The following is a 20,525-nucleotide window of genomic DNA, read 5'->3' as shown; positions in this document are numbered from 1 at the left end:
CAGGTTGGGTTTGACTCTCCCGTCGCTGGAGGCTTCATCGTGGCTTCCGTGAACGACCACGGCACCCTGCTGACGATCGGCGACCTGGCCCGGCGCACCGGACTCCCGGTGAAGACGATCAGGTACTACGCCGACATCGGCCTGGTGCCGCCGACCGACCGGTCCCCGGCCGGTTACCGCCTGTACGACACCGTCGCCATGGCCAGGCTCGACCTGGTGCGGACGCTGCGTGAGCTGGACCTCGACCTGGCCACCGTCCGCCGGGTCCTGGACCGCGACCTGACGCTGGCGCAGATGGCCGCGGCGCACGCGGCCGCGTTGGACGCGCAGATCCGGCTCCTGCGGACCCGGCGGTCGGTGCTGCGGGCGGTGGCGGCCGCGGGGATCGACGACCACGAGGAGCTGGACCTGATGAATCGCCTGGCCAAGCTGTCCGCCGCCGAGCGGCAGCAGATCATCGACGACTACTGGGACGAGACCTTCGCCGGCCTCCACACCGACCCCGCTTTCGCCGATCGCATGCGCTCGGTCCGGATCGACCTTCCCGACGACCCGACACCCGAGCAGGTGGCCGCCTGGGTGGAGCTGGCCGAGTTGGTGCAGGACCCCGGCTACCGGGCACGGGTGCGGCAGATGGCGGAGGCGGGCGCCCGCGCGGGTTCGAGCGAGGCCGGACCGTCGACGGCGGAGCTGGGGCTCTACGAGCGGGTGGCGCAGTTGGTCCAGCCCCTGCGGTCGGCCGGGGTCGAGCCGGACTCCGCCGACGGCCGGTTCGTCGTCGATCAGCTCGCACCGTCGTTCGCCGCGGCCGGCGGTACCGACGACGGAGCCGGCTTCCGGCGCGAGCTGGGGGAGCGGATCGCGCTGTTCTCCGACACCCGGGTGGAGCGGTACTGGGAGCTCGTCAGCGACATCAACGGCTGGCCGACAGGCCAAGTCCGCTCCGGCGGTGTGGCGACGATGGAATGGTTCGCCGCGGCGCTGCTGGCCTCGGCCGGTGCCGGCGCGGCCGGGTGATCTGACCGCGGTGCCCGGACCGCATGAGAGGATTCGGCGGTGGTCGACCAGGACCGCGGCCCGGCGCCGCTCCCGTGGCCGTCGGCATGGAGGCGCCCGCCGCTCGGCGGCTGGCGCCTCACCGTGCTGTGCGGCGTGCTCGTCGTTCCGATGGCCCTGGCGTGCGGCGTCGCGCTCGTCGACAGCGAGCCGCGCGTTGCCGCCGGCCTGGGCGCTGTCGCCGTCGTGGTTGGGACCATCGGCGTGCTGGCTCGGCCGCGACGGCCGCGGCGCCAGGTGGTGGGGCCGGTCACCGTCGAGGTCGACGGGGTCCAGGAGCGGGCGGTGCGCTTCGCCGTCCGACCCGGGACCGTCCTGCTCGGCCTCGGCTTGGTGGCCGGTGGCGTGGCGCTGCTGGCCGCTGTCGTCGCGATGCTCGTGCTCGTGGTGACGCGCGGCGAGGCGCGGTTCCTGATCGGCGGCGTCGTCGTCGGAGTCCCCGGGCTGGTGCTGCTGCTCGGCGGCATCGCCGCGCTGTCGTCGAAGCGCACGAACAACGCCGTCGACCTCACGCCGCGGCACGTGCTCGTCGAGACCGGTCACGGACGCAGCGACATCCCGTGGGCCGAGATCGAAAGCGTCACGGCGACTTCCGCCGTGATTCCCGTCGGGGCTCGCGCGGCCGTCCAGAACCTGATCGTCATCGGCGTCAGGCAGCCGAGCGACCTGCCCGACCAAGTGCTCGTGCCGTGCGGGCGGCTGGTGAACGACCCCGTTCTCGTCTATCACGGCCTGCTGTACTACGTCGGCCGCCCGGGCGACCGCGACGAACTGGCGTCTGACGCGGCCGTACGGCGGCTGGAGGCCGGCCAGCTCGTCTGAGCCGGCCGGCCGTGCCGGTCAGAGCGGGTCGATGTCGTCGCGCCGCTCCACGTACTCGGCGCTGCGGGTGCGACCCCGGTTGCGCATCGAGGCGATCATCATCGACAGGATGATCGCCAGTGCGCCGACGCCGGTCAGCACCCAGCCGATCACGCTGAGGTCGAAGTCGGAGAGCCGGTCCCGGACCCCGAGCGCCAGGATCAGGCCCAGCGCCATCAGGAAGACCCCAAGGCCGATGCTCATATCGGACACACCTCCCACTTCGGCAGGGTTGCGTCCAGTGCGTACCCGGCGGCTGGTGCGGCAAACGTGCGGGTCAGCGTGCGGGCTGTGGAACACTCCGGTCCGACGGCAGCCAGCGCGTCGCCAGCCACCCGTCGACGGCGGCGACGACCATCAGCGCGGCGCCGAGCATGTGCAGCCCGACCAGGAGCTCGGGCAGCTCCAGCCGGTACTGCACGAAACCGACCACGCCCTGGGCCGCCTCGACGACCAGGAGGACGGCGGCCGCGCGGGCCGACCGGCCGGGCGAGCCGAGCGCGCGGGCGGTGAAGTAGAGGCCGATCGAGAGGCCGACCAGCACCAACACCGCGTCGGCATGAACCTGTGTCACGACCGCGACGTCGAGCCCGGTCCGCTTGGAGTCCGGGTCGCCGGCGTGCGGGCCGCTCCCGGTGACCACCGCCCCGAGATAGATGACGGCGGCCGTCGCGGCGAGCGTCAGCAGGCCCAGGCGTTGCAGCCACGGCTGCCCGACCCGTTCGGGAACGGCACCCATCGGCCGCTGCGCCCGGCGCACCATGACCGTCGCCACGCCGACCAGGACGGTGGACACCAGGAAGTGGAACATGACGACCCACGGGTTCAGGTCGGTCCACACCGTGATGCCGCCGATGACCGCCTGCGCCGGGATGAAGCCCAGCAGGAACGCCGCAGGCACGAGCAGGTCGCGTCGCGGCCGGTCGGAGTCGAACGTCCGGATGACCGCGACGAGCATGGCCAGCGCGACGGCGCCGAGCACGAACGTGAGCAGCCGATTGCCGAACTCGATGGCGCCGTGCAGACCCATCTCCGGGGTGGCTGTGAGCGACCCCTGCGTGCAGTGCGGCCAGTCCGGGCAGCCCAGCCCCGAGTCGGTGAGACGGACCGCGCCGCCGGTCACGATGATGCCGGCCTGGGTGACCAACGAAGCCACCGCGAGCCGCCGCAAGGTCGCCTCGGACGGCAGCGGCAGCCACCGCACCAGGCGGCCGACCCGGCTGGGTGCGGGCGCCGGGGCCGGCGTGCGGGGGGCTGTCGTCGTCACCCGCTCATGGTAGGGAGCGCCGGGTCGAGGGCCTGAGCGGGGGTATCGTCGCCAGGCGACGCCTTCCGGGCTGCCGACCGGCCCGACCTGTACGGGCGGACGAAGCGTTAGCCCGAAACGGGCTAGTTGCCCGGGCGAACGGGCAAACGCGCGGACCTGTTGCGCCGACGTCGGCGCGCATAGCGTCCGTAACATGATCGACCGACTGGACACCAGCAGGAGCTACGGCGCGGGTGGCCGCAGCGCGAGATCCGGCCGTGGTGCGCGCGCAACGTGCGTCGGCGCCTCCGGCGCTCGTCGCGGTTGGCGTTGGATCGTGCTGCGGTGCGCCGCCCTGGTGTTCGTCCTCGGTCTGCTGGCGCCGGGACCTGCTCGCGACCAGGCATCCGCCCAGGTGCGTGCGCCGGCGCAGCGCCTGCCGGCCCCAGCACCGACCGCCGGCGACGGCCGTCAACCGACGGCGGGTCAGGACAGCGGACTGATCGTCGGTGAGGGCCGCGAGTCGGCCTCCAGGCGTGATGTCGGGATGCCGTCGCGTTGCGGCTGCCGCTACACGCGACGAACCGTCGGCGACGTGGGCGACATGGCTGAGGTAGGTCGCGGGCCGCCGGGCTCTCGGATAGCGTGAGCTTGCGCCTCGCGGGGGGAGGTGCGTCGCCTGGCGGCGGCACGCCACGAACCGCGCGCCACGACCGCGCCCGGGTGCCGTGGTGGGCAGCGTCCGCACCCCGGGTACGACAGCATCGATCGGCCGAGGCGGCGACGGATGCGACCACAGCGTCCGCCAGCGGTGCGAGCAGCCGACCAGGAGGAGACCACGTGACGGAGGGCCGAACGCGGCTGCGTCCGCCTCGGCACTGGCTCGACCGGCGGGCACGGGCGTGGTGGAGGGCCCAACTGGCCGTCTCCGGCGCGGTCCCGGCCCTTCCGCTGGTGGTGCTCGGCGTGCTGATCGAGCCGGCCCGGACCTGGCTGCTCGTGCCTGCCGCCGTGGTCCTCGCCGCCACCGTGCTCGCCGTCGTCGCGTTGCCGCCGTGGTGGTACCGCCTGCACCGGTGGGAGGTCACCGACCGTGCGGTCTACGCCCGCGGCGGCGTGCTGTGGCAGACCTGGCGGGTGGCGCCGATGTCGCGCATCCAGACGGTCGACACCACGCGCGGGCCGCTGCAGCGAGCGTTCGGGCTGTCGACGGTGACGGTGACCACGGCGTCCTCGGCCGGGGCGGTCAAGATCGAGGGCCTCGACCACGAGCGGGCCGCCGACCTGTCCGAGGAGCTCACCCGGATCACCCATGAGACGCCAGGCGACGCCACGTGAGTGAGGACGACGGATCCTGGCAGTCGCTGCACCGCGACACGCTCAAGGTCACGGCCATCGTGGTGGCCGGCGTCGCCGTCGGGGCCGGGGTGCCCACCGCGGTGGGCATCGGCTCGGCGACGTCGGACGGAGTCGCGCTGGCGTGGGTGCTGCCGGGGATGCTGCTGCTGGTCGCCGGGGCCGTCCTGCTCGACTACCTGCGCTGGCGGCACACCCGCTACCGGGTCACCGACCACCTGATGGAGCTGCGCAAGGGTGTCGTGATGACGACCCGGCGGTCGCTGGCGCGCGAACGCATCCGGACCGTCGACCTCAGCGCGAATCCGGTGCTGCGGGTGTTCGGGCTGGTCAAGGTGAACATCGGCACCGGCGACGGGCGCAGCGGCGGCGGCTCCTCGCCGACCGAGCAGACCATCGTGCTCGACCCGGTCGGCCGGGCCGCGGGCGAGCGCCTACGCGCGGACCTGCTCGACCGCGCACGGCGGGCGGACGATCCCGACGGCAGCACGCTGGCCACCTGGGACCCGTTCTGGATTCGGTACGCGCCGCTGTCGTTCTGGACCTTCGCGCTGGCGGCCTTCGCGGTCGGCGCGATGTTTCAGGTGCTGGACTGGTTCGGGCGCGGCGGCCTGCCGGTCGAGGTGGTCATGGACATCGCCGAAGACATCGGCGCATGGTCGACGCTGGGGCTGGCGCTCGGCGTCTTCGTGACCGCCGGCGTCGTCGGCACGCTGGCCGTGTACGTCGAGGGGTGGTGGAATTATCGCCTCGAACGCGAGCCGGGCGGCACGCTGCGCGTCCGGCGCGGCCTGCTCACGACGCGGTCGGTGAGCCTGGAGGAACAGCGCATCCGGGGCGTCCAGATCGTCGAGCCGCTCGGCGTCCGGAGCGCGGGCGCCGCACGCGTCGACGTCGTCACCACCGGGCTCAAGAACGACCCCACCAGTGATCTCTCCACGCTGCTGCCCGCGGCGCCGCGGCCGCTGGCCGCCCGGATCACGGCGCAGGTCGCAGGCGTCGACGCCGAACCGTCACTGCGCCCGCATCCGAGGTCCGCCCGAGTCCGGCGGCTGCGGTGGGCCGTTGTCGCCGACATCGTGCTTGTCGCCATCGTGGTGCTGCTCGCGGCCGCTACGCCGCTGCCTGGGTTCTGGGTCGCCGTCTTCTCCATCGTCGCCGCGCTGACCTGCGCGGGGGCCGTCGCCGCCGCCGTCGACGCCTACCGTGCGCTCGGGCATCGCCTCGACGCGCACTACCTCGTGGCGCGGCAGGGGAGTGTCCGGCGGGCGACGGTGTTCCTCCAGCGCCAGGGCATCATCGGCTGGCGGATCAGCCAGTCGGTCTTCCAGCGGCGCGCCGGGCTGATAACCGTGACGGCGACCACAGCGGCCGGCGCGCGTCGCTACTCCATCATCGACGCCGACGAGCACGAAATCCTGGACGTCGCCGCCGAGGCAGTCCCAGACCTGCTCGACCCGTTCCTCATCCGGGACTGACGCTCGGCCCAAGCAGGCGGACGCACCCGCTGCGCCCGGACCAGCGGGACAGGGAACTGTTCGGAGTGGGGCACATGCGTGGCAGGTGTGTTGTCGTCGGTGTGACCCGTTCGGCGTGCACGGCCACCGCTAGCCGGACGTGCGGCCTCGTGAGCTCACTCCCAGCGGAACCAGCGGGCGGCGGCGGCCAGACCGGCCACGGCCCAGGCGGTCAGGACGGCCACGGCGCCGAACGGCAGGCCGTCGCCGTCGGCGAGGACCGAGCGCAGGCTCGACGCCAGCGCCCCGGTCGGGGTCAGCCCCAGGACCGACCGGAGCCCGTCCGGAAACCCGTCGAGCGGAATGACCACACCGCCGAGCACCAGGAGCAGCAGGTACAGGAGGTTGGCCGCGGCCAGCGTCGCCTCGGCGCGCAGGGTCCCGGCCATGAGCAGGCCCAGACCGGCGAACGCCAGCGTCCCGGCCAGCAGTAACGCCGCCACCGACAGCGGCGACCCCGACGGCTCCCAGCCCAGCGCCAGGCCCAGCCCGCACACCAGCGCCACCTGCACCGCCTCGACCACGAGCACGGTCAGCGCCTTCGCCAGCAGCAGCGTCCAACGCGGAATCGGCGACGCGGCCAGCCGTTTCAGCGCGCCGTACCGGCGTTCGTACCCGGTCGCGATCGCCAGTGACGTGAAGGCGGTCGACATCACGCACAGCGCCAGGATGCCGGGGACGAGGAACTCGACCCGCTCGTAGCGGCCGGTGTCGAAGACCGGCGCGGCGGTGAGCAGCCAGAGCAGGACCACCGGGATGACCGCTGTCAGCAGCAGCTGCTCGCCGTTGCGCAGCAGCAGGCGGGTCTCGAAGACGGACTGGGCGAGCAGCATGCGGCCGACCGGCGCCGCTCCGGGCGCGGGGGAGAAGGTCATGACCGCGGCCCCGTCCCGCCGGCCGCCCCGTCGGCCGGCCAGCCGTCCGCCGGTCGTTCCCCTCGACCCGGCCAGCCGTCCGCCGGCCCAGATTCCCGCGCCGGCCGCCCCGGCCCCCGCGCCGGCCCCGATCCGGAGCCCTCGACCCGGCCGGTCAGCTCGAGGAAGACGTCCTCGAGCGTCCGGTGGCCGACCTGTAGCCCTTCGGCCAGGATGTCGTTCGCGGCACACCAGGAGGTCAGCGTGGCCAGCAGCCGAGGGTCGACCACGGCCGCCACCTCATACGTGCCCGGCGCGACCTCGTGGACCTGGGCGGCGGCCGGCAGGGCCGCCCGCAGCGAGGCCAGGTCGAGCCGGGGCGGGCCGCCGAACCGGATGATGTCATCGGCGGCGCCGGCGGTGAGTTCCTGCGGGCTGCCCTCGGCCAGCAGCCGGCCGGCGTCGATGATGACGACGTGGTCCGAGAGCCGCTCGGCCTCGTCGATGAGGTGGGTGGTCAGCACGACCGTGACGCCGTCGGCGCGCAGCTCGGTCAGCAGGTCCCAAGTGTCGCGCCGGGCCTGTGGGTCCAGGCCGGCCGTCGGCTCGTCGAGGAACACCAGCTCGGGCCGGCCGACCAGGGCTGCGGCCAGCGCGACCCGTTGCCGCTCGCCGCCGGAGAGGCGACGCAGCGGGGTCGGGCCGGAGCCGGCCAGGCCGAGCCGGTCGACCAGGGGGCCGACGTCGAGCGGGTGCGCGTGCAGGCGGGCCAGGTGCGTGAGCAGCTCGGCGGCCCGGGCTCCCGGGTAGAAACCGGTGCCCTCCTGCAGCATCACGCCGACGCGGGGCCGCAGCCGGGCGCCGTCGCGCAGCGGGTCCAGGCCGAGGACGCGGACGGTGCCGGCGTCGGGTCGCCGGAAGCCCTCGCAGGTCTCGATGGTGGTGGTCTTGCCGGCGCCGTTGCGGCCCAGGACCGAGGTGATGGTGCCGGCCGCGACGGTGAACGTGAGCCCGTCGACGGCGGTGGCGGGGCCGTAGCGCTTCACCAGTGCGGAGATCTCGACGGCTGGCGGGGCGCTCACTCAGGCGAGTCTGCCACGCGGTCCGACGTCGCCCGCGCTCAGACCTCGTCGACGTCGTCCGGCTCGTCGACGACGTCGGGTTCGTGCGCCGTCCGGGCCGGTCCGACCAGGAACGACAGGGTAAAGACGAGCAGGCCCACTCCGGTCAGGATCCAGCCGATCATGCTCAGGTCGAACGTGCCCACCCGGTCCCGCACCGCGAGCGCCAGGATGAGCCCGATCGTCATGAGGAAGATGCCGCGACCCAGCGTCATGCCGGGTCCGTACCCGGGGCGGATATTCACCAAACAGGCTCACGACGCGGTATGGCGCCAGGCCTCGGCGGGGACACGGTCGAGCAGTTCGGCCATCGCGGTGAGGCGGGCGGTCAGCCGGTCCGGTTCGAGCCGGCCCTTGTCCCAGGCGAGCATCGTGGCCCCGTCGAACCGCCAGTTCCACCGCGGCTGCCGTTTGAGGTGATCGACGACGAGCGGCTGTAGGACCGTCGTCGCGAACAGCGGGTCCGTGCTGGTGACCGCGGACCGCGCGCTGAACTCGTCGTCGCCGACGTCGAGCATCGGCACGTCCAGCGCCCGCGTGAGCACGGACTCGACCGGGTCGCGGCGGATGACCGACAGCTCCGGCACCGCGGCCGGCAGTGTCATCGTGACCACCATGAACCGGTGCGGGATCGCGGTCTTGGCGTGGGGCGTGGGCTTGGCCTCGTCGACGTACTCGAAGGCGACGAACTCCCGGCCGCGATGCTCCCCGCTGACGACGGTGCGTGCGGCACCGCTGCCGGGGCGGAACGGCGGACCGCTCCAGCGCAGTGTCCGGCTGCCGCCGTCGGCGGTGACTCGCCAGCCGTGGGCGCGGGCGGCCTCGTGCAACGCTGCGCCGCGCCCCCGCGCGGTGTACTGGGAGATGCGCACTCCGACGACGACGGCGCCGGCCAGCGCCGCGAACAGGAGGACCACGAGCGCTTCCATCGGCGCACCACCTTCCGTCTTCACGACTACCCAGTGGGGGCTCGGCTACCCGCTGTCGGGCCCGCCGCCTGCGCCCTTCCGGTGAGGTAAGCCTGTCCTGCGTGACGCATCGCACGGACAGGAGGTTGAGTCGAGCCCGGAAAAAGAGCACGATGGTGTTGTGAAAAAGGTGCGTGACGCGGCAGCAACCACGGGGCCCTTCCCCGGTGGTCAGGACGCACACGCCCGCGTTCACGACGCGCACGCCCGCACCCGCGAGCGGGTGGCCCGGTCCATCCTCGAGAACGGCCCGTCGACGGCGGCCGCCCTCGGTGAGCGCCTCGGGCTGACCCCGGCGGCGGTGCGGCGGCACCTGGACACGCTGCTGGCCGAGGGCATGCTGGAGGCCCGCGAGGAGCGAGTCTACGGCCAGCGCGGTCGCGGCCGCCCGGCCAAGGTGTTCGTCCTGACCGCGGCCGGTAGGGACGCGTTCGAGCAGGCCTACGACGACCTCGCCGTCGGCGCGCTGCGGTTCCTGGCCGAGACTGGAGGCGAGGACCTCGTCGCCGAGTTCGCTCGTCGGCGGATCGCCGACCTCGAGGAGCGCTACCGGCCTATCATCGAAGCGGCGAAGCCGGAGGACAGGGCCACTGCCCTGGCCGACGCGCTGAGCGCCGACGGTTACGCCGCCTCGGCCGTGGCCTCGCCGGTCACCGGTGAGCAGCTGTGCCAGCACCACTGCCCGGTCGCGCACGTTGCCGAGCAGTTCCCGCAGCTGTGCGAGGCCGAGACCGAGGCCTTCGCCCGGTTGCTCGACACCCACGTCCAGCGCATCGCCACGATCGCGCACGGCGAGGGCGTCTGCACCACCCACATACCGTGGGGCGGTCCCGCGGGCGACGCCGTCCACCCGGCACCGCAAGCTCACCAGCCACCGCAAGCGCACCAGGCACGACCCGACGCATCCGCGGAGAGGATCTCTTAGATATGACCACCACCGCTCACCCCGAGCTCGAGGGCCTTGGCCGGTACGAGTACGGCTGGGCCGACGCCGACACCGCCGGCGCCGCGGCCAAGCGCGGCCTCAACGAGGATGTCGTGCGCGAGATCTCCGCGCTCAAGGGGGAGCCGGAGTGGATGCTCCAGACGCGGCTCAAGGCCCTGCGGCTGTTCGAGAAGAAGCCGATCCCCACGTGGGGCGCCGACCTCTCGACCATCGACTTCGACAACATCAAGTACTTCGTGCGCTCGACGGAGAAGCAGGCCGCGTCCTGGGAGGAGCTGCCTGAGGACATCAAGAACACCTACGACAAGCTCGGCATCCCGGAGGCGGAGAAGCAGCGCCTCGTAGCCGGCGTCGCCGCGCAGTACGAGTCCGAGGTCGTCTACCACAAGATCCGTGATGACCTCGAGGAGCAGGGTGTCATCTTCCTCGACACCGACACCGGCCTCAGGGAGCATCCGGAGCTGTTCAAGGAGTACTTCGCCTCGGTCATCCCGGCTGGCGACAACAAGTTCTCCGCGCTGAACACGGCCGTGTGGTCCGGTGGCAGCTTCATCTACGTGCCGAAGGGCGTGCACGTCGAGATCCCGCTGCAGGCCTACTTCCGCATCAACACCGAGAACATGGGCCAGTTCGAGCGGACGCTGATCATCGTCGACGAGGACGCCTACGTCCACTACGTCGAGGGCTGCACCGCGCCGATCTACTCGACCGACTCGCTGCACAGCGCCGTCGTCGAGATCGTCGTGAAGAAGGGCGCCCGCGCCCGGTACACGACCATCCAGAACTGGTCGAACAACGTGTACAACCTGGTCACCAAGCGGGCGACGGCCGCCGAGGGCGCCACCATGGAGTGGATCGACGGCAACATCGGCTCCAAGATCACCATGAAGTACCCGGCCATCTACCTGATGGGCGAGCACGCCAAGGGCGAGACGCTGTCGCTGGCGTTCGCCGGTGAGGGCCAGCACCAGGACTCCGGGTCCAAGATGGTCCACCTGGCGCCGAACACGTCCAGCTCCATCGTCTCCAAGTCGGTCGCGCGCGGCGGCGGTCGCACGTCGTACCGGGGCCTGGTGCAGGTCATGCCACGTGCCAGCCACAGCGCCAGCACGGTGCGCTGCGATGCGCTGCTGGTCGACACCATCTCGCGGTCGGACACCTACCCGTACGTCGACATCCGCAACGACGACGTCTCGATGGGCCACGAGGCCACGGTCTCCAAGGTCAGTGAGGACCAGCTTTTCTACCTGATGAGCCGAGGGCTGACCGAGGAGGAGGCCATGGCCATGATCGTGCGTGGCTTCATCGAGCCGATCGCACGCGAGCTGCCCATGGAGTACGCGCTGGAGCTCAACCGGCTGATCGAGCTGCAGATGGAAGGCGCCGTCGGCTGACGCCGTGTCGAACCCGAACGACCATCACGAGAGAGAGCAGATGACTAGCGACACGGTCCAGCACGGTCTGACCGAGCACTCGCACGGCGCTGGTGCCGAGGCCAAGGGCCACGGCGGCAGCGCGTTCAACACCGTCGCGTCGTTCGACGTCGACGCGCACCCGGTACCGCGCGGGCGCGACGAGGCGTGGCGCTTCACGCCGATGGCGCGGCTGCGCGACCTGCACGTGGACACCCCGCTGGACGGCAACGACTACGAGGTCGGCGTCGACGCCGACCCGCGCGTCGTCGTCGAGACCATCGAGGTCACCGACGCCCGCTCCGCCGCGGTCCGCGGATCGTCCGGGTACGTCCCGGTCGACCGCCCCAGCGCGCGGGCATGGGCCGAAGCCGACACGACGCTGGCCATCACCATCCCGGCCGAGGTCCAGACGGAGCGACCCACCATCGTGCGGCTGCGCGGCCTCGGCGCCGAGAAGGCCGCCGCCGGGCACGTCGTCATCACCGCCGAGCGGTTCAGCCAGTCCGTCGTCGTCCTCGAGCACGAGGGCTCGGCGCTGTTCGTCGACAACATCGAGGTCGTCACGCACGACGGCGCCCGGCTCACCGTCGTCAGCCTGCAGGACTGGGCCGACGACGCCGTACACCTGTCGCACCACCACGTGCGGGTGGGGCGCGACGCCGTCGTCAAGCACGCCGTCGTCAGCTTCGGCGGCGACCTCGTGCGCACGTCGGTGACGCTGGACTACGCCGCGCCCGGGGGCGACGCCGAGCTGCTCGGCCTCTACTTCGCCGACAGCGGCCAGCACCTGGAGAAGCGCCTGTTCGTCGACCACAACCGGCCCAACTGCCGCAGCAACGTGCTGTACAAGGGCGCGCTGCAGGGTGCGAAGGCGCACACGGTGTGGATCGGCAACGTGCTCATCCGGCCCGAGGCCGAGGGCATCAACACCTACGAGCTCAACCGCAACCTGATCCTGACCGACGGCGCCCGCGCCGACTCGGTGCCGAACCTGGAGATCGAGACCGGCGAGATCGAGGGCGCCGGCCACGCCAGCGCGACCGGCCGGTTCGACGACGAACAGCTGTTCTACCTGATGGCCAGGGGCATCTCGGCCGATGAGGCCCGCCGGCTGGTCGTGCGCGGCTTCTTCACCGAGCTGATCAACAAGATCGGCGTTCCGGAGATCGCCGATCGGCTGTCCGCCACCGTCGAGCGCGAGCTGGCCATCGGCGAGGGCCTGCCGGCCGCGTCGTCGAGCGCGGCCGTGACCGCACCGTCGAGAACTGACCACGAGACCACCGAAGCGAAGAACTGAGGCAACCGAGATGAGTACCCTGGAGATCCGCGGCCTGCACGTCTCCGTCGAGACCGAGTCCGGCCCGAAGGAGATTCTGCGCGGCGTGGACCTCACGGTCCGCAGTGGCGAGACGCACGCGGTCATGGGCCCGAACGGCTCGGGCAAGTCCACGCTGGCCTACTCGCTGGCCGGGCACCCGAAGTACACCGTCACCAGCGGCGAAGTGCTGCTGGACGGCGAGGACGTGCTGGCCATGACCGTCGACGAACGCGCCCGGGCCGGCCTGTTCCTGGCCATGCAGTACCCCGTCGAGGTGCCGGGCGTGTCGGTGTCGAACTTCCTGCGCACCGCCAAGACCGCAGTCGACGGCGAGGCGCCCAAGCTGCGCACGTGGGTCAAGGATGTCAAGGGGGCGATGGACCGGCTGTCCATCGACGACGCCTTCGCCGAGCGTGACCTCAACACCGGTTTCTCCGGCGGTGAGAAGAAACGCCACGAGATCTTGCAGCTGGAGCTGCTGAACCCGAAGTTCGCGGTGCTGGACGAGACCGACTCCGGCCTGGACATCGACGCGCTGCGCGTCGTGGCCGACGGCGTCAACCGGTTCACCTCCAGCGGCGACAAGGGCGTGCTGCTGATCACGCACTACACGCGCATCCTGCGCTACATCAAGCCGGACTACGTGCACGTGTTCGTCGGCGGCCGGGTCGCCGAGGAGGGCGGGCCGGAGCTGGCCGACAAGCTGGAGGAGAAGGGCTACGTCGACTACGCCGGCGCCAGCGCCTGATCCCCTGACCGTACCGAGACCCCGAAATGATCACGTTCAGCACGAAATCTCGTGTCGCACCATGCTCGCAAGCATGGTGAGGCTCGGGTGATCCTGCTGAACGTGATCATTTGAGGGACACCGATGAGTGAGGAGCCCGCCGTGAGCGTCGGAGCGAACAGCCCGCTGGACGTGGAGCGGGTCCGCAAGGACTTCCCGATCCTCGATCGGCGGCTGGCCGGTGACCGACCGCTGGTGTACCTGGACTCGGCCAACACGTCGCAGAAGCCGACCGCGGTCCTCGACGCGCTGGCCGACCACTACACCCGGCACAACGCCAACGTCGCACGGGCGGTGCACCAGCTCGGCGAGGAGGCCACCGCGGCCTACGAGGGCGCCCGCGACAAGATCGCCGCGTTCATCGGCGCGCCCAGCCGGGACGAGATCATCTTCACCAAGAATGCCTCCGAGGCGCTCAACCTGGTGGCGAACACGCTGGCCAGCGGCCTGGCGGAGAACCCGCGGTACCGGCTCGGACCCGGCGACGAGATCGTCGTCACCGAGATGGAGCACCACTCGAACATCGTTCCGTGGCAGCTGGCCGCCCGGCGCACCGGCGCCCGGTTCCGCTGGATCGGGCTGACCGACGAAGGCCGTCTGGACCTGTCCACGCTCGGCGAGCTGATCAACCCGCGGACGAAGATCGTCTCGCTGGTGCATCAGTCGAACATCCTCGGCACCGTCAACGACGTCGAGACCATCCTCGCGCGGGCCAGCGAGGTCGGAGCGCTGGTGCTGCTGGACGGGTCGCAGTCGGTGCCGCACCTGCCGGTCGACGTCACCGCGCTGGGTGTGGACCTGATGGCCTTCACCGGGCACAAGATGGTCGGCCCGACGGGGATCGGCGTGCTGTGGGGTCGCCGGGAGGTGCTCGACGGGCTGCCGCCGTTCCTCGGCGGCGGCGAGATGATCGAGACCGTGGCCATGGAGGGCTCCACGTTCGCGCCGGTGCCGCACAAGTTCGAGGCCGGGACGCCGCCGATCGCGCAGGCCGTCGGGCTGGGCGCGGCGGTCGACTACCTCTGCGCGGTGGGCATGGAGCGCATCCACGACCACGAGCACGCCATCACCGCGTACGCGCTGGAGAAGCTGCACGCCATCGACGGTGTGAAGATCATCGGCCCGGACACCCCGGAGCTGCGCGGCGGCACCATCTCGTTCACCGTCGACGGCATCCACCCGCACGACGTCGGCCAGGTGCTGGACGAGCAGGGCGTCGCGGTGCGGGTCGGGCACCATTGCGCCCGGCCGGTCTGCGTCCGGTACGGAATACCGGCGACCACGCGAGCGTCGTTCTACCTGTACACCAGTACCGACGAGATCGACGCGCTCGCCGCCGGCGTCCAGCATGTGAAGAGGTTCTTCGGGTGAACGACAGCCTGTACCAGGAGATCATCCTGGATCACTACAAGCACCCGCACGGGCGCGGGCTGCGCGAGCCGTTCGACGCCGAGGCCCACCACGTCAACCCCACCTGCGGCGACGAGATCACCGTCCGGGTCGCCCTGGACGGCGAGAAGGTCGTCGACGTCTCGTACGAGGGCCAGGGCTGCTCCATCAGCCAGGCCTCGGCGAGCGTGCTGCACGAGCTGCTGACCGGCTCCACTATCACCGACGCCATGGCGGTGGAGCAGTCGTTCGTCGAGCTGATGCAGGGCAAGGGTCAGATCGAGCCGGACGAGGACGTGCTGGGCGACGGCATCGCGTTCGCCGGCGTCGCCAAGTACCCGGCCCGGGTCAAGTGCGCGCTGCTGTCCTGGATGGCGTTCAAGGACGCCACCGCGCGGGCCGTCGGATCGCCAGTTGTTGCTGCTGAGGAGGAGAGGCGATGACCGCCACCGACATCGAGGACCTCAAGGAGGCGCTGCGCGACGTCGTCGACCCCGAGCTGGGCATCAACGTCGTCGACCTCGGCCTCATCTACGGCGTCACCGTCGACGAGGAGAACGTCGCCACCGTCGACATGACGCTGACCAGCGCGGCCTGCCCGCTGACCGACCTCATCGAGGAGCAGGCGGCGGCCGCCACCGACGGCCTGGTGAACGAGCTGCGCATCAACTGGGTGTGGATGCCGCCGTGGGGGCCGGACAAGATCACCGACGAGGGGCGGGAGCAGCTGCGCGCGCTCGGCTTCAACGTATGAAAGCCGTCGTGTTCGATCTCGGCGGCGTTCTCGTCGACTGGGATCCGCGCTACCTCTACCGCACTCTGCTCTCCGACGACGACGCGGTCGAGCGCTTCCTGGCCGAGGTCACGACGTCGGAGTGGAACGCCCAGCAGGATGCGGGCCGCACCTGGGCCGACGCGGTCGCCACGCTCACCGACCGGTTCCCCGAGCACTCCGAGCTGATCGCCGCATACGACACTCGCTGGATCGAGACCATCGGCGGGCAGATCGAGGGCACCGTCGACATCCTGCGCGAGCTGCGGGCGGACGGCGTGGGCCTGTACGCGCTGACCAACTGGTCGGCGGAGAAGTTCCCGCTTGCCGTCGAACGGTTCGAGTGGCTGTCGTGGTTCGCCGGCATCGTCGTCTCCGGCACCGAGAGGATGGTCAAGCCGGACCCGCGCATCTACCAGGTGCTGCTGGACCGCTACGGCCTAGACGCGGCGTCCACCGTGTACATCGACGACAACCCGCCGAACGTCACCGCCGCCGCGCAGCTCGGCATGACCGCGCTGCACTTCACCGGCCCGGACCGGCTCCGAGCCGACCTGCGCCGGCTGGGCCTGCTGTCCGGCTAACCTGAAGGTGGCGCCGTCGTGGCGCGGCCGGAACGATCACAGAGGGGGAGTACCTTGGCCGTCCGTCAGATCCGGCTGTTCGGCGACCCGGTGCTGCGCACCACGGCAGAGCCGGTGGTCGACTTCGACCGCGAGCTGCGCGCCCTGGTCAACGATCTCACCGACACCATGCTGGACGCACCCGGCGCCGGTCTCGCCGCGCCCCAGATCGGTGTCTCCCTGCGCGTGTTCACCTATGACGTCGACGACGTCGTCGGGCACCTGATCAACCCAGTCCTCGAACTGTCCGAGGAGGAGCAGTTCGGCCCGGAGGGCTGCCTCTCGCTGCCCGGCCTCGAGTACGACTGCCGCCGGGCGCTGCGCGTCGTGGCGCACGGCTTCAACATGTACGGCGACCCGGTCGCCATCGAGGGTAGTGAGCGGCTGGCCCGCGCCATCCAGCACGAGACCGACCACCTCGACGGCATCCTCTTCATCGACAAGCTCGACCGCGACGCCCGCAAGGCCGCGATGAAGGCCATCCGCGAGGCCGCCTGGGCCGGTGAGGACGCCCCGGCGATCCGCGAGTCGCCGCACGCCACCTTCGGCCGCGCCACCTGACCCAGCCGTAGCCCGCCAACCCCGCGCGGGTCAGGTGGGCTGATGCTCGCTTCGCTTGCGGACGCTCGGATTTCTGGCGCACGGGGTCGATATCGGCGTCATATGAGCCAGAAGCCGGGGCATGCGCAAGAAATTCGAGTGTGGGCCGGCACGGAGCGGTGGCGCGGATAGAGCTCGGCGCCGCGGTTCACGGCCCCGGCGTCGACGGTGTCATTCGTGGCGTGGGCGGGCCGGATCGTCGGAGGTCACCCGGCGCTCACGCGTGCGGCGCACGCACGGTCGTCGGCCCCAGCGTCCCGTGACGGAGAGGTGTCACCACGGGCACCGCGCGCCGGCGGCGCCGTCACCGCGATCAGCGGCCCCGGAAACCCGCCTCCGGACGTCCCTCGACGATCCGGCCCGTGCTTCTTGGACGCCCGCCGTCGCTCTTCGGTTCAGCCCTCTTGACAACCCATGCGGATGGCCCGTAGTTTCCAAGAAGGTTAATTAACCGTTAGGGAAAGTGATGAGCCGAGTCGATCACCTCAGCACGACGTTCGCGGCGCTGGCCGATCCCACGCGCCGGGCGATCCTCGCTCGGCTGGCTGACGGCGAGGCGACGGTGGGCGAGCTGGCCCAGCCGTTCGACGTGAGCCTGCCGGCCATCTCCAAGCACGTGAAGGTGCTGCAGAACGCCGGGCTCGTCGAACAGGGTCGACAGGCCCAGTGGCGCCCGTGCCGGCTGCGGCCGGAGCCGCTGCGAGAGGTGGTGGCGTGGATGACCCGGTACCGGGAGTTCCTCGGTGTGAGCTTCGACCGGCTCGACGGCTACCTCGCCGAGCTGCAAGGCGCCGGGCCCCAACACAACGACGTGCCCGAGCGACCCGCAGCGGCCGACCATCGCGACGTCCCCGAGAAGACCGAACCGAACGGAGAGACACCATGACGAAGCAGGACCTGGGCAACGAGGCGACGAAGGTCGTCGCCGAGAACGACGAGCTGCTCATCGAGCGGACCTTCGCCGCACCGCGCGACCTGGTGTGGGCGGCCATGACCTCGGCGGAGCACCTCGCGCGGTGGATCGGCCCACACGGCACCACCACCGAGGTCGTCGAGATGGACGTCCGTCCCGGCGGCGGCTGGAAGTGGATCAACAAGTACGACGGCGGCAGCGTCACGTTCGCGGGGGAGTACCTCGAGGTCGAGCCGCCGACCCGGCTGGTGCGGACGACGGCGCCCGAAGACGGACCGGCCGGGCCGCCCGCCGTCGAGACCATCACGTTCGAGGAGGTCGAGGGCGGCACCCGGGTGCACTGGGTGACCCGCTTCCCGTCGGCGGAAGTGCTGGAGTTCGCCATCTCCGCCGGCATGGCCAAGGGCATCATCGAGCAGTTCGAGCGGCTCGCCGACCTGCTGGCACAGTGACCTCAGGGCTGACCGTCGCCGCCGCGGCGCATCGCCCGGGGCAGCGCCACGGCGACGACGACGGTGGCCACCGTGCCGCCCGCGCCGGCGATGGCGAACGTCGCCGGCGCGGACGTCGCGTCCAGCAGCAGCCCACCGGCCAGGTACGACACCCCGGCGGCGAGACCGATGGCGCCGTAGAGGTTGCCGAAGACGCGGCCCAGCATCGTCGCGGGCACCAGCCGGGGCAGCAGGGTGTTGGTGGCGACGTCCATGGCGGCGATGCCGAGGCCGCGCACCGTCTGTAGCGTGAACGCCGCCGCGACTGCCCAGGCCAGTCCGGTCAGCAGGTTGCCGACGCTGCTGACGGCGAACCCGGTCACCAGCAGCGTCACCATCGACCACCGGTGCGCGGAGCGGGCCAGAAGCGCGTAGCCGGCGAACAACCCGATCCCGACCGCGGCCAGCAGCACGCCGACGGCGGAGTCGCCGGCGTCGAAGGTGTCGCTCGCCAGCACCACCAGCGCGACGTCGTCGATGCCGTTGAACGCCACGACCGCGCAGAACCCGAGCGCCACGATCCGCAGTGCCGGGGTGCGCCAGATCAGCGCCAGGCCGGCCTTCGCGTCGCCGGTCAGCGTCGCGTCGCCGGCGACCGTCGCGCCGCCGGTCCCGGGGGTCGACGACGGCGGGAGCCGAGGCAGCGTGGCCAGCAGCGCCGCCGACAGCAGGAAGGTCGCCGCGTCCACGAGCAGCACACCGGCGACCCCGACCAGGGGGAACAGCGCCGCGGCGACGAGCGGTCCGGCCGCCTCGCCGCCGTTCGTCGCCAGGCCCAGGACGGAGTTCGCCGTCGCCTGGTCCCGCGCCGGCACGAGCGTGGCCACCGCGGCCCGCGACGCCGGCAGGAAGACCTGACCGGCCACCGCCCGCACGCCGACCAGCACCAGCAGCAGCGGCAAGGGCGGCAACGACAGCGCGATCGCCGCGAGCAGCGCGCCCTGGAGCACCTCGCAGGCGATCATGACCCGCTTCCGGTCGAACCGGTCGCTCAACGCCCCGGTGAACGGGCTCAGCAGCGCCGGCGCGAGATCGCCGACCAACAGCAGCAAGGAGACCGCGATCGCCTGCCCGGCGGTCTGCGCCACGTGCAGCATCAGCGCGACCAGGCTCAGCGAGTCGCCCAGGAACGACACGGTCCGAGCCACGAACAACGACCGGAACGCCGAGTCCTCGCGCAGCAGCCGAGCGGCGCCGCGCTGTTCCCCGTCGTCGCTCGTGTCCGCGCCACGACGGTCGTTGTCGGCGGCGACCCGTTCCCCGTCGTCGCTGGGCACGAGGACGAGGATGGGTCATCGCCGCTGCGTGCACAAGCCGGCGCGGCGTAGCGTTGGGCCATGGTTGACACCGACGGCGTCTCCTCGCCCGACGACCTGGCCGTGCGTCTGGACGCGGCCGGCTACCTGGCCGACGAGGGCCTGGCGACGGCGGCTTTCCTCGCGCTGCGGATGGGCCGGCCGCTGTTCGTGGAGGGCGAGGCCGGGGTCGGCAAGACGTCGTTGGCGCAGGCTCTGGCGACGGTGCTGGACGCGCCGCTGATCCGGCTGCAATGCTACGAGGGCGTGGACGCCGCGCAGGCGCTCTACGACTGGGACTTCCCGCGCCAGCTGCTGCACCTGCGTGCCGCCGAGGCTGCCGGCGTCACCGACGTCGACCGGCTGGAGCACGAGCTGTACGACCGTCGGTTCCTGCTCGCGCGGCCGCTGTTGCGCGCGCTGGAGACGTCGCCGTCGGTGCTGCTGGTCGACGAGGTCGACCGTGCCGACGACGAGTTCGAGGCGTTCCTGCTGGAGGTGCTGTCGGACTTCACCATCTCGATCCCGGAGATCGGCACCATCCGCGCGCCGACGCCGCCGGTCGTCGTCGTCACCAGCAACCGCACCCGCGAGGTCCACGACGCGCTCAAGCGGCGCTGCCTCTACCACTGGCTGGCGCACCCGACGTTCGAGCGTGAAGTGGCCGTCATCCGGCGCCGGCTGCCGGGTGTGGGGGAGCGGTTGGCCGGCGACGTCGCTCGCGCGGTGCAGCGGCTGCGCGGCGCCGACCTGCTCAAGCCGCCGGGACTGGCCGAGTCGATCGACTGGGTGGCCGCGCTGGCGGAGCTGGGCGCCACCGAGCTCGACCCCGAGCTGGCGTCCCGGACGCTCGGCGCGGTCCTCAAGTACCAGGAGGACACCGAGCGGGTCCTGGGCGAGGTGATCGAGCTGGTCGGCCGGCCGTGAGCGTGGACATCACCCACCACCTCGTCGGGTTCGCCCGACGGCTGGCCGCGGCCGGCACGCCCGTCCCGCC

General features: G+C 71.6%; 23 protein-coding genes. 16 read left to right on the top strand and 7 right to left on the bottom strand.

What is annotated here, in order from left to right; all coding sequences use genetic code 11:
* Positions 1-48: 48 nt before the first annotated feature.
* Positions 49-1,017, top strand: a complete 969-nt coding sequence (locus E1269_RS20030; protein ID WP_203433916.1) for a MerR family transcriptional regulator — start codon at positions 49-51, stop codon at positions 1,015-1,017.
* A 39-nt stretch (positions 1,018-1,056) separates the two neighbouring features.
* Positions 1,057-1,878 carry a hypothetical protein gene (locus tag E1269_RS20025; RefSeq protein ID WP_131897788.1) on the top strand — a complete coding sequence of 274 codons (822 nt, stop codon included), beginning with the start codon at positions 1,057-1,059 and terminating at the stop codon, positions 1,876-1,878.
* Between the two features lie 18 nt (positions 1,879-1,896).
* Here the strand turns inward: E1269_RS20025 and E1269_RS20020 are convergent, their stop codons facing one another.
* Positions 1,897-2,121 (bottom strand): DUF6458 family protein, encoded by a 225-nt coding sequence (locus E1269_RS20020; protein ID WP_131897786.1) that lies wholly within the window; start codon positions 2,119-2,121, stop codon positions 1,897-1,899.
* A 73-nt stretch (positions 2,122-2,194) separates the two neighbouring features.
* Positions 2,195-3,184: a COX15/CtaA family protein gene (locus E1269_RS20015; RefSeq protein WP_203433915.1), complete on the bottom strand. Its 990-nt coding sequence runs from the start codon at positions 3,182-3,184 to the stop codon at positions 2,195-2,197.
* Positions 3,185-4,003: 819 nt separating this feature from the next.
* Here E1269_RS20015 and E1269_RS20010 point away from each other — a divergent pair.
* Positions 4,004-4,501 carry a PH domain-containing protein gene (locus E1269_RS20010; protein ID WP_131897782.1) on the top strand — a complete coding sequence of 166 codons (498 nt, stop codon included), beginning with the start codon at positions 4,004-4,006 and terminating at the stop codon, positions 4,499-4,501.
* Positions 4,498-5,997 carry a PH domain-containing protein gene (locus E1269_RS20005; RefSeq protein ID WP_131897780.1) on the top strand — a complete coding sequence of 500 codons (1,500 nt, stop codon included), beginning with the start codon at positions 4,498-4,500 and terminating at the stop codon, positions 5,995-5,997. The genes E1269_RS20010 and E1269_RS20005 overlap by 4 nt, the downstream gene beginning before the upstream one ends.
* A gap of 155 nt (positions 5,998-6,152) precedes the next feature.
* On the opposite strand, the gene E1269_RS20000 is transcribed toward E1269_RS20005, so the two are convergent.
* The 4 genes from E1269_RS20000 to E1269_RS19985 are packed head-to-tail and all read right to left on the bottom strand — an operon-like array spanning position 6,153 to position 8,940.
* Entirely contained in the window at positions 6,153-6,911 is a 759-nt protein-coding gene (locus E1269_RS20000; RefSeq protein ID WP_131897778.1) for an ABC transporter permease, read from the bottom strand.
* Positions 6,908-7,972, bottom strand: coding sequence for an ABC transporter ATP-binding protein (locus E1269_RS19995; protein WP_131897776.1), 1,065 nt, complete (start codon positions 7,970-7,972; stop codon positions 6,908-6,910). Before E1269_RS19995 ends, E1269_RS20000 begins: the two co-directional genes overlap by 4 nt.
* A gap of 38 nt (positions 7,973-8,010) precedes the next feature.
* Entirely contained in the window at positions 8,011-8,226 is a 216-nt protein-coding gene (locus E1269_RS19990) for a DUF6458 family protein (RefSeq protein WP_131897774.1), read from the bottom strand.
* Positions 8,227-8,265: 39 nt separating this feature from the next.
* On the bottom strand, positions 8,266-8,940 hold the full coding sequence (locus tag E1269_RS19985; RefSeq protein WP_131897772.1) for a hypothetical protein: 675 nt from the start codon (positions 8,938-8,940) through the stop codon (positions 8,266-8,268).
* 262 nt (positions 8,941-9,202) lie between these two features.
* On the opposite strand from E1269_RS19985, the gene E1269_RS19980 reads away from it, so the two are divergent.
* The 11 genes from E1269_RS19980 to E1269_RS19930 all read left to right on the top strand — a co-directional run bounded on the left by E1269_RS19980 (position 9,203) and on the right by E1269_RS19930 (position 18,194).
* Positions 9,203-9,904, top strand: a complete 702-nt coding sequence (locus tag E1269_RS19980) for a helix-turn-helix transcriptional regulator (RefSeq protein WP_420810654.1) — start codon at positions 9,203-9,205, stop codon at positions 9,902-9,904.
* 2 nt (positions 9,905-9,906) lie between these two features.
* The gene (sufB, locus tag E1269_RS19975) at positions 9,907-11,319 is read left to right on the top strand and encodes a Fe-S cluster assembly protein SufB (protein ID WP_131897770.1); all 1,413 of its coding nucleotides are present in this window, start codon (positions 9,907-9,909) and stop codon (positions 11,317-11,319) included.
* Between the two features lie 40 nt (positions 11,320-11,359).
* On the top strand, positions 11,360-12,637 hold the full coding sequence (gene sufD / locus E1269_RS19970; protein WP_131897768.1) for a Fe-S cluster assembly protein SufD: 1,278 nt from the start codon (positions 11,360-11,362) through the stop codon (positions 12,635-12,637).
* A 10-nt stretch (positions 12,638-12,647) separates the two neighbouring features.
* A complete protein-coding gene (gene sufC, locus E1269_RS19965) occupies positions 12,648-13,406 on the top strand; it encodes a Fe-S cluster assembly ATPase SufC (protein ID WP_131897766.1) in 759 nt (252 codons plus the stop codon).
* Between the two features lie 123 nt (positions 13,407-13,529).
* Entirely contained in the window at positions 13,530-14,816 is a 1,287-nt protein-coding gene (locus E1269_RS19960; RefSeq protein WP_131897764.1) for a cysteine desulfurase, read from the top strand.
* Positions 14,813-15,277 carry a Fe-S cluster assembly sulfur transfer protein SufU gene (sufU, locus tag E1269_RS19955; RefSeq protein WP_131897762.1) on the top strand — a complete coding sequence of 155 codons (465 nt, stop codon included), beginning with the start codon at positions 14,813-14,815 and terminating at the stop codon, positions 15,275-15,277. The genes E1269_RS19960 and sufU overlap by 4 nt, the downstream gene beginning before the upstream one ends.
* A complete protein-coding gene (locus tag E1269_RS19950) occupies positions 15,274-15,588 on the top strand; it encodes a metal-sulfur cluster assembly factor (RefSeq protein WP_131897760.1) in 315 nt (104 codons plus the stop codon). Before sufU ends, E1269_RS19950 begins: the two co-directional genes overlap by 4 nt.
* Positions 15,585-16,190, top strand: a complete 606-nt coding sequence (locus E1269_RS19945) for an HAD family hydrolase (protein WP_131897758.1) — start codon at positions 15,585-15,587, stop codon at positions 16,188-16,190. Before E1269_RS19950 ends, E1269_RS19945 begins: the two co-directional genes overlap by 4 nt.
* A gap of 54 nt (positions 16,191-16,244) precedes the next feature.
* The gene (def, locus tag E1269_RS19940) at positions 16,245-16,790 is read left to right on the top strand and encodes a peptide deformylase (RefSeq protein WP_131897756.1); all 546 of its coding nucleotides are present in this window, start codon (positions 16,245-16,247) and stop codon (positions 16,788-16,790) included.
* A gap of 505 nt (positions 16,791-17,295) precedes the next feature.
* Positions 17,296-17,715 carry an ArsR/SmtB family transcription factor gene (locus E1269_RS19935; RefSeq protein ID WP_131897754.1) on the top strand — a complete coding sequence of 140 codons (420 nt, stop codon included), beginning with the start codon at positions 17,296-17,298 and terminating at the stop codon, positions 17,713-17,715.
* Positions 17,712-18,194, top strand: coding sequence for an SRPBCC domain-containing protein (locus E1269_RS19930; RefSeq protein WP_131897752.1), 483 nt, complete (start codon positions 17,712-17,714; stop codon positions 18,192-18,194). Before E1269_RS19935 ends, E1269_RS19930 begins: the two co-directional genes overlap by 4 nt.
* Before the next feature lie 2 nt (positions 18,195-18,196).
* On the opposite strand, the gene E1269_RS19925 is transcribed toward E1269_RS19930, so the two are convergent.
* The gene (locus E1269_RS19925) at positions 18,197-19,510 is read right to left on the bottom strand and encodes an MFS transporter (RefSeq protein WP_203433914.1); all 1,314 of its coding nucleotides are present in this window, start codon (positions 19,508-19,510) and stop codon (positions 18,197-18,199) included.
* A gap of 60 nt (positions 19,511-19,570) precedes the next feature.
* Between E1269_RS19925 and E1269_RS19920 the strand changes: the two genes are divergently transcribed.
* Positions 19,571-20,455, top strand: a complete 885-nt coding sequence (locus tag E1269_RS19920; RefSeq protein ID WP_131897750.1) for an AAA family ATPase — start codon at positions 19,571-19,573, stop codon at positions 20,453-20,455.
* Positions 20,456-20,525 lie beyond the last annotated feature (70 nt).

The sequence above is a fragment of the Jiangella asiatica genome (genome assembly GCF_004349065.1).
GTDB lineage: Bacteria > Actinomycetota > Actinomycetes > Jiangellales > Jiangellaceae > Jiangella > Jiangella asiatica.
The sequence above is the reverse complement of the archived record's forward strand: the minus strand, read 5'-3'. Positions and strand labels throughout refer to the sequence as shown.

Coding starts and splice junctions, on each gene's coding strand:
- E1269_RS20020 (WP_131897786.1), bottom strand. CDS start 2,121: ATGAGCATCGGCCTTGGGGTCTTCCTGATGGCGCTGGGCCTGATCCTG.
- E1269_RS20000 (WP_131897778.1), bottom strand. CDS start 6,911: ATGACCTTCTCCCCCGCGCCCGGAGCGGCGCCGGTCGGCCGCATGCTG.
- E1269_RS19990 (WP_131897774.1), bottom strand. CDS start 8,226: ATGACGCTGGGTCGCGGCATCTTCCTCATGACGATCGGGCTCATCCTG.
- E1269_RS19985 (WP_131897772.1), bottom strand. CDS start 8,940: ATGGAAGCGCTCGTGGTCCTCCTGTTCGCGGCGCTGGCCGGCGCCGTC.
- sufB (WP_131897770.1), top strand. CDS start 9,907: ATGACCACCACCGCTCACCCCGAGCTCGAGGGCCTTGGCCGGTACGAG.
- sufD (WP_131897768.1), top strand. CDS start 11,360: ATGACTAGCGACACGGTCCAGCACGGTCTGACCGAGCACTCGCACGGC.
- sufC (WP_131897766.1), top strand. CDS start 12,648: ATGAGTACCCTGGAGATCCGCGGCCTGCACGTCTCCGTCGAGACCGAG.
- E1269_RS19960 (WP_131897764.1), top strand. CDS start 13,530: ATGAGTGAGGAGCCCGCCGTGAGCGTCGGAGCGAACAGCCCGCTGGAC.
- E1269_RS19950 (WP_131897760.1), top strand. CDS start 15,274: ATGACCGCCACCGACATCGAGGACCTCAAGGAGGCGCTGCGCGACGTC.
- E1269_RS19945 (WP_131897758.1), top strand. CDS start 15,585: ATGAAAGCCGTCGTGTTCGATCTCGGCGGCGTTCTCGTCGACTGGGAT.
- E1269_RS19935 (WP_131897754.1), top strand. CDS start 17,296: ATGAGCCGAGTCGATCACCTCAGCACGACGTTCGCGGCGCTGGCCGAT.
- E1269_RS19930 (WP_131897752.1), top strand. CDS start 17,712: ATGACGAAGCAGGACCTGGGCAACGAGGCGACGAAGGTCGTCGCCGAG.
- E1269_RS19920 (WP_131897750.1), top strand. CDS start 19,571: ATGGTTGACACCGACGGCGTCTCCTCGCCCGACGACCTGGCCGTGCGT.